This is a genomic window from Paenibacillus zanthoxyli JH29 (assembly GCF_000520715.1).
GTDB classification, from domain to species: domain Bacteria; phylum Bacillota; class Bacilli; order Paenibacillales; family Paenibacillaceae; genus Paenibacillus_AQ; species Paenibacillus_AQ zanthoxyli.
Map to the genome: position 1 here is coordinate 1 of NZ_ASSD01000533.1, position 8,717 is coordinate 8,717.

Annotated in this window: 8 protein-coding genes; 6 read left to right on the plus strand and 2 right to left on the minus strand. The window is 50.9% G+C overall.

What is annotated here, in order from left to right; genetic code table 11:
• Positions 1-85: 85 nt before the first annotated feature.
• Positions 86-1,192, minus strand: coding sequence for a glutamate 5-kinase (gene proB, locus L691_RS0120620; protein WP_025692238.1), 1,107 nt, complete (start codon positions 1,190-1,192; stop codon positions 86-88).
• Positions 1,193-1,611: 419 nt separating this feature from the next.
• On the opposite strand from proB, the gene L691_RS0120625 reads away from it, so the two are divergent.
• Positions 1,612-1,809: a hypothetical protein gene (locus L691_RS0120625; protein WP_025692239.1), complete on the plus strand. Its 198-nt coding sequence runs from the start codon at positions 1,612-1,614 to the stop codon at positions 1,807-1,809.
• A 93-nt stretch (positions 1,810-1,902) separates the two neighbouring features.
• Here L691_RS0120625 and L691_RS0120630 read toward each other — a convergent pair whose 3' ends face one another.
• On the minus strand, positions 1,903-2,814 hold the full coding sequence (locus L691_RS0120630) for a LysR family transcriptional regulator (RefSeq protein WP_025692240.1): 912 nt from the start codon (positions 2,812-2,814) through the stop codon (positions 1,903-1,905).
• 201 nt (positions 2,815-3,015) lie between these two features.
• On the opposite strand from L691_RS0120630, the gene L691_RS0120635 reads away from it, so the two are divergent.
• From L691_RS0120635 to L691_RS0120655, 5 genes are all read left to right on the plus strand, one after another.
• Positions 3,016-3,651: a flavodoxin family protein gene (locus L691_RS0120635; RefSeq protein WP_025692241.1), complete on the plus strand. Its 636-nt coding sequence runs from the start codon at positions 3,016-3,018 to the stop codon at positions 3,649-3,651.
• A 157-nt stretch (positions 3,652-3,808) separates the two neighbouring features.
• A complete protein-coding gene (leuC, locus tag L691_RS0120640) occupies positions 3,809-5,233 on the plus strand; it encodes a 3-isopropylmalate dehydratase large subunit (protein ID WP_025692242.1) in 1,425 nt (474 codons plus the stop codon).
• Between the two features lie 30 nt (positions 5,234-5,263).
• Positions 5,264-5,866, plus strand: a complete 603-nt coding sequence (gene leuD / locus L691_RS0120645) for a 3-isopropylmalate dehydratase small subunit (RefSeq protein WP_025692243.1) — start codon at positions 5,264-5,266, stop codon at positions 5,864-5,866.
• 211 nt (positions 5,867-6,077) lie between these two features.
• Complete coding sequence (locus tag L691_RS0120650; RefSeq protein ID WP_036737515.1) at positions 6,078-7,631, plus strand: N-acetylmuramoyl-L-alanine amidase; 1,554 nt, start codon at positions 6,078-6,080, stop codon at positions 7,629-7,631.
• Between the two features lie 167 nt (positions 7,632-7,798).
• Positions 7,799-8,717, plus strand: a 919-nt coding sequence (locus L691_RS0120655) for a stalk domain-containing protein (protein ID WP_025692245.1), incomplete at its 3' end; no start/stop codon positions are given.

Sequence of the window (8,717 nt, forward strand, 5' to 3'; positions counted from 1 at the left end):
GCTTGCAACTTCACTCATCATCTTTCCCCCTTATACAAATTGAATCATAACATTTCAAGCAAAAAGGTTTCACAGCGGAAATTGTTCATTTCAACGTGATCCATTCATCCCTGTGAATGACCTCAAGCCGGTGCACTTCTTCCCCGAGCTGGCGCATGACCTCGCCGCTGGGCAGTCCCCGGATGATGCGCAGCTGAGCGTCGTCGTAATTCACGATGCCGCGGCCAAGCAGCTTGGAATCGGGACCGAGCACTTCAACGACATCTCCGGCATGAAAGCTGCCCTGAACCTCCCTGACGCCTACCGGCAGCAGGCTATGCCCACCGTGAACCAGCGCTTCCTCCGCTCCGGCGTCGACAATCAACGAGCCGAGCGGAGTGGACATGAAGCCCAGCCATTGCTTCTTGACGGGGAGGGAAGAGAGTGTTGTGGCAAAGTACGTGCCCTTTCCCTCGTCCTTGACCGCCAGCCGCAGATCACCGGGTTCGGTGACGCGTCCCACAAAGACGGGTACGCCTCCTCGGGTGGCGATTTTGGCGGCGTCGATCTTGGAGCGCATGCCGCCTGTACCAACAGACGACCCGGCTCCTCCGGCATTCGAATAGATTTCCGGCGTGATCTGTTCGATAAGCCGGTAGCGCTTAGCATCCGGATTGCTGCGCGGATCGCTGCTGTACAAGCCGTCGATATCCGTAAGCATCAGCAGGCGCGAGGCTTTGAGCAGATTGGCGACCAGAGCGGAGAGCATATCGTTATCACCGAATTTCAGTTCGTCGACCGATACTGTGTCATTCTCATTGAATACCGGAATCACGCCCTGCCTCAGCAGCTCTTCGACGGTCATTGAGGCGTTGTTCATCGCGCGGCGGCTGCGGAAATCCGTGCGGGTCAGCAGAATTTGAGCAGCGGTCAGACCGTGCGCGGCGAAGGCTTCCTGGTAGGCCTGCATCAATAGCGCCTGGCCCACGGCTGCGGCGGCCTGCTTCTCATGCAGCAGCTTGGGACGCGCAGGATAACCGATGCTGCGGAAGCCTGCGGCAACCGCCCCGGAGGTTACGAGCAGCACTTCGCAGCCGCTGCGCCTTAAATCCGCGATTTCGGACGCGAAAAAGGCGACCGCGTCGCGGTTAAGCCCGCCCTCAGCTGCGGTCAGAGAGCTGCTGCCGATTTTGACCACCAATCGTGTAGACATTGCCTTTCACTTCCTATTATCTATATTGAACAACAAAAAAGCCCCCATCCTTAGACTGAGCAAAGGACGAAAGCTTGGGTTCACTTCCGCGGTACCACCTTCATTGATGAGGGATCATCCGACTTTAGCCTCGTAACGGGAGGAATCCGTCCTGCGGAGCAGGCCGTTCGGGGGTAGGATTCGGAACGTTAGCCGCGGTAAATTCTTTCAGCCTATCGGAATTTACTCTCTGGCGCGGTAGACTCGTTCGTACTGGTCCCGTCTGCACGTTTGCCTATTTGACAACTAGAATACCATGAGGAGCCAAGTTTGCCAAGAGAGTTCAAGCTTTTACCTTTGAAATGACCGGTGTTGGAAAATGTTTAACCTTCAAACGAGCGGGCAAAATAGGTGTAATCCGTGATCAGGAGGTGGAACCATTGAATAAAGATAACCTGCGGAAGCTTGAAGAAAGAAAAGAGGCGTTGGAGGAGCAGCGGCAGACTATGCGCGAGTTTATCGAGGAAGAGACCGGCAGCCCCCATTCAAGAGGACCGGTTGACGAAGATACCTCGCATGTGCCTGATACTCAGAACCACTTCATTTCCGAGCGGAATTTCCGTAAATACCAGAACTAAGGTCAATTGTAAAATAATCAAAGCCGCTCATCACATCCGCAGTGATGGGCGGCTTTTTGCAGCGTATCCGAATTGTTCGTAATCTTTAGGCGGCTATTCCTGCGCAAGCTCGGCCACCGTCGTTTGGAACGTGTGAATAAAAGCTTCGGCTGCTTTGGACAGATAGCGGCCCCTGCGGTAGGCTACGACCAAAGTCCGGCTGGGTACAGGCTCGGCCAAAGGCAAATAGACGGGTACAAACTCGCTTCGCGGAGCGCGGGAAATAAAGCGGGGAACCAGCGTCACGCCCATGCCTGCCGCCACGAGCGATTGGATGGTTTCCATATTATTGCTCTCGAAGACAATGGACGGTTCGAATCCGGCCTCCCGGCACAGGTTCATTGTCATTTTACGAAAGCCTTGACCTTCCTTAAGAACAATGAACGATTCTCCTTTCAGTTCCTCCATTGCCGTTCTTATGCCGGTGGACGCGCGCGCCGCCAAAGGGTGCTGCGGCGGAACCGCGAGATCAATGCGCTCCTCGCCAAGATTTTCATAGGCCAGCGCGGGGATCTCTAACGGTAGAGACAGCAGGCTGAGATCGGTCTGACCGCTTGCGGTCAGTTTTTCCAGATTCATTGAGGAATCCTCCAGCAGCGTAATATCTATTTCCGGGTATTTTCGCTTAAATACCGGCAGCACATGGGGCAGCAGGTGGGCTCCTGTAATCGGCATGCTGCCGACAACAACACGTCCAGTACGAAGCTCCGATATATCATTCATCTCCTGGCGCAGCAGTTCAACCGCATCGATAATGATTTGCGCCTGATCCACAAATTTCCTTCCCGCATGGGTAAGCTCAACGGTGCTCGTGTTCCGCTGGAACAGCATTACGCCGAGCTCCTTCTCAAGCTTGGAAAGCTGCTGGCTTAGCGAGGGTTGGGCGATATGGAGCTTCTCCGCAGCCCTTGAGAAATTTCGTTCATTGGCGATTTGCAGCACGTAAAGCAGTTGTCTGAGTTCCATATTCGCGGTCTCCTTCAATGATTCATCCTCTTATAAGCATAACCTATAAAGGAGTCTGAATATATATTAAAAAATCCACTTTACAATACTGTACGTTCAGTATATTATATAATATGTAAACTAAACGTTCAGTATTTGTTTGTGGAAAGTTGTAATTGTTATGGTGTGAAAAAATTAAGGTTATCAAGGGAGGAATTTTTAATGAAAGTTGTAGCTTTTAACGGAAGTCCTACCAAAGCAGGAAATACTTATCATGCAATAAAAATAGTTACTGATGAACTTGAAAAAGAAGGAATAGAAACAGAAATAATCCACGTAGGGAATAAACCTGTTAGAGGATGTATTGCTTGTAAAAAATGCATAAAAAATAAAAATGAAAAATGTATTATCCCTACTGACCCAGTTAATGAGTGGATTGAAAAGATGAAAGAAGCCGATGGAATCATTTTAGGGTCCCCCGTTCACTATTCAGCCATTGCTGGAACGATGAAATCATTTTTGGATAGAGCTTTTCGCGTGGCAGAAGCCAATGATAGCATGTTAAGACATAAAGTTGGTGTATCCGTTGTAGCAGTAAGACGTGCAGGTGGAATTCCAACGTTCGACCAGTTAAATAACTACATTAATCATTCGGAAATGCTTATGGCTACTTCAAATTATTGGAATGTTATTAACGGCACAGCACCAGGAGAGGCAATGCAGGATCAAGAAGGGATTCAAATCATGAGGATACTTGGTAAAAATATGGCATGGCTCATGAAGTTGATAGAAAACGGTGAAGGAATTGTAAAGAAGCCTGAAAGAGAAGAAAAAATATTTACTAACTTTATTCGTTAAGGGGAGTGGAGTGGAAAGAAATCCTTATATTATTTACCTATAAGAATTATAGATATTATATCTTGGCGTAATAAACAACCTCATGTTATATTTAGATCATTCCAAAGGGAAATCTAATTTTCCTTACAGATGAACGAATCTATGACGAGGTGAAATCATGGGCAAGAAAACAATGTTCGAGAAAATCTGGGACAATCACGTGATCTATCAAGAGGAAGGGAAACCTAGCATTCTATATATCGACTTGCAGCTGGTGCACGAGGTAACATCGCCCCAGGCTTTTGAAGGGCTTCGTCTGAGCGGACGCAAGATTCGCCGCCCGGAACTGACTTTTGCAACGATGGACCACAACGTTCCGACAACAGACCGTTTCAACATTACGGACCCGATTTCCAAGCAGCAGATCGATACACTTACGAAGAACTGCGCCGATTTCGGAGTGAAGCTGTTTGGTCTTGACGATATTGACAATGGGGTCGTGCACGTTATGGGGCCGGAATTGGGACTTACACATCCCGGCAAAACGATCGTCTGCGGAGACAGCCATACTTCGACCCACGGCGCTTTCGGAGCCCTTGCTTTCGGTATCGGCACAAGCGAAGTAGAGCACGTTATGGCGACCCAGTGTTTGCAGCAGGCCAAAGCGAAGACGATGGAAGTCCGCTTTGTCGGCAAACGCAACCCGGGCGTAACGGCGAAAGACATGATCCTCGGACTGATTGCCAAATACGGCACGGATTTTGCAACGGGTTATGTCATTGAATACACCGGCGAATCCATCAGCGAGCTGTCGATGGAAGAGCGGATGACCGTCTGCAACATGTCCATTGAAGCCGGAGCCAGAGCGGGCATGATCGCTCCTGACGAGAAGACATTCGAATATCTGCGCGGCCGTCAATACGTTCCGCAAGGCGCCGCTTTTGACGAGGCTGTTGCTGCTTGGAAAGAGCTGGTTACTGACGAAGGCGCGGAGTTCGACACGGTTGTCGAGTTTGCAGTGGACTCGCTGATTCCGCAAGTCACTTGGGGCACAAGCCCGGGTATGGGTACCGACATTACGTCTACGGTGCCGAATCCGGCTGATTTTGCTACCGAGAATGAACGCAAAGCGGCTGAAAAGGCGCTGGAATACATGGACTTGAAGCCTGGAACTCCAATTTCCGAAATTGCCATCGATTATGTCTTCATTGGTTCCTGTACCAATGGCCGGATCGAGGATTTGCGCGCGGCGGCCGAGGTTGCCAAGGGCCATAAGGTATCGGAGAACGTAACGGCTATTGTCGTACCGGGTTCGGGAAGAGTAAAAGCTCTGGCCGAGAAGGAAGGTCTGGACAAAATTTTCACGGAAGCCGGTTTTGAATGGCGTGAAGCGGGATGCAGCATGTGTCTGGCGATGAACCCTGACATTCTGCAGCCGGGAGAGCGCTGCGCGTCGACCTCCAACCGGAACTTTGAAGGCCGCCAAGGGCGCGGGGGACGCACGCATCTTGTCTCGCCTGCAATGGCTGCTGCGGCTGCGATCAAAGGCCACTTCACGGACGTGCGGGATTGGAACTACAAGACGGAAGCCGTCAGCTCATAAGAATTCGAGATAATCGGGAGGGTAATATAGATGGAAGCTTTTAAGAAATTAACGGGGATTGTCGGACCTGTCGACCGGGTCAATGTCGATACGGACGCCATTATTCCGAAGCAGTTCCTCAAACGGATTGAACGGACAGGTTTCGGACAATTTCTGTTCTTTGAATGGCGTTTTGATGAAGCGGGCAACGACAATCCGGCATTTGCGCTGAACCAGGACCGCTATAAAGGCGCGTCCATCCTGATCTCCAGAGCTAACTTCGGCTGCGGTTCCTCCAGAGAGCATGCTCCGTGGGCGATTTTGGACTACGGTTTTAAGGTAATTATCGCATCGTCGTATGCCGATATTTTTTACAACAACTGCTTTAAGAACGGCATTCTTCCAATCAAGCTCTCTGAAGAGCAAGTTGAAGATTTGTTCCAGCGGACCGCAGCCCATGAAGGCTATGAGCTGACTGTCGATCTCGAGAACAACAATATCAGCGACGCTCATGGTCTGAGTATCAGCTTCAATATTGACGAGCACCGCCGCCAGTTCCTGCTGCAAGGTCTTGACGACATCGGTCTGACGCTGCAGCATGAGGACGCAATTACGGCCTATGAACAAAAGCATGCAGCTAAGCTTTTTGCTTAATAGAGGCTTGGGCGCATTAAAGAGACGAATGTCGTAAATTTTTACACAAAACTTCCATTTCCTACACCGGAAATGGAAGTTTTTTTGCTATAATAGCAGAATGTATAAACATTACGGCTAGAATTGCTGTTTGATGTGTAACTTTTGGCAAATACCCGCGTCAGAAATTTATCACAGTGATTCTGCAATCAGGGAGTAAGGGGAGAAGAGAATGAGGAAGGCTTGGCTGAAAATGTTCGCGCTGCTGTTGCCCCTGCTGGTGTTTATTGTCTGGTCCGGGCAGGACGCGGAGGCGGCAGGAAGAGGGAAAATAGTGCTGGATAACCAGGAGCTGGCGCTGCCGCAAGGTATTAAGCTCGAGAACATCAACGGAAGTGTCATGATCCCGATCCGTGTCGTCACAGAGAATCTGGGATATGAAGTGTTGTGGGATCAAAAGATTCGTAAAGTGACGATCCGTCAGGATTTTAAAGAGATTAAGCTGTTTGTCGGCAGCAAGAACGCCGATGCGGACGGTGTTCCGCTCAGTCTTAACGCTGCGCCTAAACAGACCGGAGGGACGGTTCTTGTCCCGATCCGGTTCGTTGGCGAACAGTTCGGGCTTGGAGTCGGCTGGGACAATAAGGAGAAAATCGTCTATCTGTCCGGGAATTCGTCAGATCCCAGCCCGGCTGAGCCTGAAACCTCTCCGGCTGCTGTGCCTTCTCCATCGGCAAGTCCAGTCGTCAGCTCTCCGGTGCCTACACCTGCGCCGTCGCAGACTACCGGCACCGTAGCAGGGACTGCTTCGTCACCGCCCGGGCCTACTCAGGCATCTGCCGGAAATGCAGCAGGCGCGCCGGTACAGGTAAAAGGGGTGGATTTTATCGCGAACCAGCTGATCATCGCCGTCAGCGGTAAAATCAAGCCGAATATTACAACGCTGGATAATCCGAGCCGAATTATCGTGGAGCTGCCTGGCACATCGCTGGCGTCCGATTTTGCGGGGGGAGGATCGGTCTCCGGAGCTGCCCAAGGTACGCTTGATGTTTCAGGATATCCGCTAATAGCCGCTATCGGATATTCGTTGTCAGGTACAGCTCCTTCCACCGTCCGGTTTGAAATTCAGACGATGGAAAAATTGCCTTATCGGCTAAGCGTTGATGACAGCACAGGTCTTATCACCGTTGATCTGAATGCAAGTGATACTGGAGGCGCCACTAGCGTCGGCAGCGGCAACCCCGTGGTTGTGCTGGACGCCGGACATGGCGGTTCGGCTCCAGGTGCGGTTAGCCCGGCAGGACGAAAGGAGAAAGACTTCAATCTGGCGGTCATTCAAAAGGCTGGTGCTCTGCTGCAGAGTGATGGGCGCGTGACGGTTGTGTACACGCGGACAGAGGATATTACGCTTGGTCTGCAGGATCGTGTTGCTATCGCGGAAGCGGCTGGAGCGAATCTCTTCGTATCGCTGCATGCGAATGCGATACAAACGACAACCCCCAATTGGTACAAGGTTAACGGCAGCGAAACCTATTACACCCGCAGTGACAGTCTTCCGTTAGCCAGGGTTATGCATAAGCACCTGGTGAAGGGAACCGGCTTCAAGGACAACGGGGTTAGGACGAAGAGCCTGCATGTGACCAGGGAAACCTCAATGCCGGCGGTGCTGCTGGAGTCAGGTTATCTGACGAATACGTCAGATGAATCGAAGCTTTTTTCCAATGATCTTCAGGATTCACTGGCCCGGGAAATTGCGGCAGGCATTATTGAATATTTAGGAATTTAGACTCATTTATAATAAGGAGCAGCGATCTACTTAGACGCCGGATAGGCTGGAAATCTTTACGCAACTTTTCATGGAGCCCGGCGTCTAATTAATGTCAAAGGCTGTCGGGCGGAAGCCACCATAGAACGCCGTTCCGGGGCGGAATACTAGATTCCTAGAGGTGAAGAATGAAGAAATTAAGTTTTTTGTTGCTCGTGCTATTGTTCGTACTCGTTATGCCGGAAAATGGACATGCCGCTTCTGGAAACAACAAGATTTTCCTCGACGGCAAGGAATTGACCGCAGGACAAAGCGTCCCGGTCGAGAATGTGAACGGTACCGTTATGGTACCGCTGCGGATGATTGCCCAAAACTTGGGATACAAAGTGGACTGGGACCAGAACGCAAAGACGGTGACGATCAGCCAGCAGGGTAAGGTGATCTCGCTTACGGTCGGCCAAAAAAAAGCGACAGTTGACGGCAATGAGGTAACTCTTAATGAGGCCCCCGTCCTGAGGACGGATACCTCGCTTGTGCCCATCCGTTTCATTTCCGAGCAGTTCGGGTTAAAGGTGGAATGGGATAACAAGGAGAAGACGGTAACGATAACATCGCCGCCGACTTCCGCTGACGGCAGCTCGCCTGCAAACAACACTCCATCCATAGGAGGCAATTCATCAGGAATTGGAACCAACGCCGGAGTGCCGCCGTCCGGCTCCGCAAGCAATTTAACGAAGGTTAACGGCGTTAGCTTTAGCAATAACCAGCTTCTTATCGCGTTATCCGGTGATTCGGCGCCTAAGCTTTCCGTTCTGGATGGTCCCGCTCGAATCGTGGTTGATATTCCAAACACCACCTTCTCCGATTCGTTCGGGTCTGGACAGAACCTGCCGTCCGATCAGATGAATACGCTTGATGCGACAGGCTATCCGGATGTCAAGCAAATCCGCTATTCTTTATACAGCAGTAATCCTTATATGGTGAGGTTCGTTATCGAACTGAATGAGTCAAAAGATTTCGGTTACAGCTTATCCGGGGCCGATTCGTCGTCCAAGCTGGCCATCATTGATCTGAATGGCACTGGGGGATTGGCTGCTGCTGCCGCCG

Excerpts from the sequence above, each read along its gene's own strand:
- proB (WP_025692238.1), bottom strand. The coding sequence starts at position 1,192 with ATGTCTACACGATTGGTGGTCAAAATCGGCAGCAGCTCTCTGACCGCA.
- L691_RS0120630 (WP_025692240.1), bottom strand. The coding sequence starts at position 2,814 with ATGGAACTCAGACAACTGCTTTACGTGCTGCAAATCGCCAATGAACGA.
- L691_RS0120635 (WP_025692241.1), top strand. The coding sequence starts at position 3,016 with ATGAAAGTTGTAGCTTTTAACGGAAGTCCTACCAAAGCAGGAAATACT.
- leuC (WP_025692242.1), top strand. The coding sequence starts at position 3,809 with ATGGGCAAGAAAACAATGTTCGAGAAAATCTGGGACAATCACGTGATC.
- leuD (WP_025692243.1), top strand. The coding sequence starts at position 5,264 with ATGGAAGCTTTTAAGAAATTAACGGGGATTGTCGGACCTGTCGACCGG.
- L691_RS0120650 (WP_036737515.1), top strand. The coding sequence starts at position 6,078 with ATGAGGAAGGCTTGGCTGAAAATGTTCGCGCTGCTGTTGCCCCTGCTG.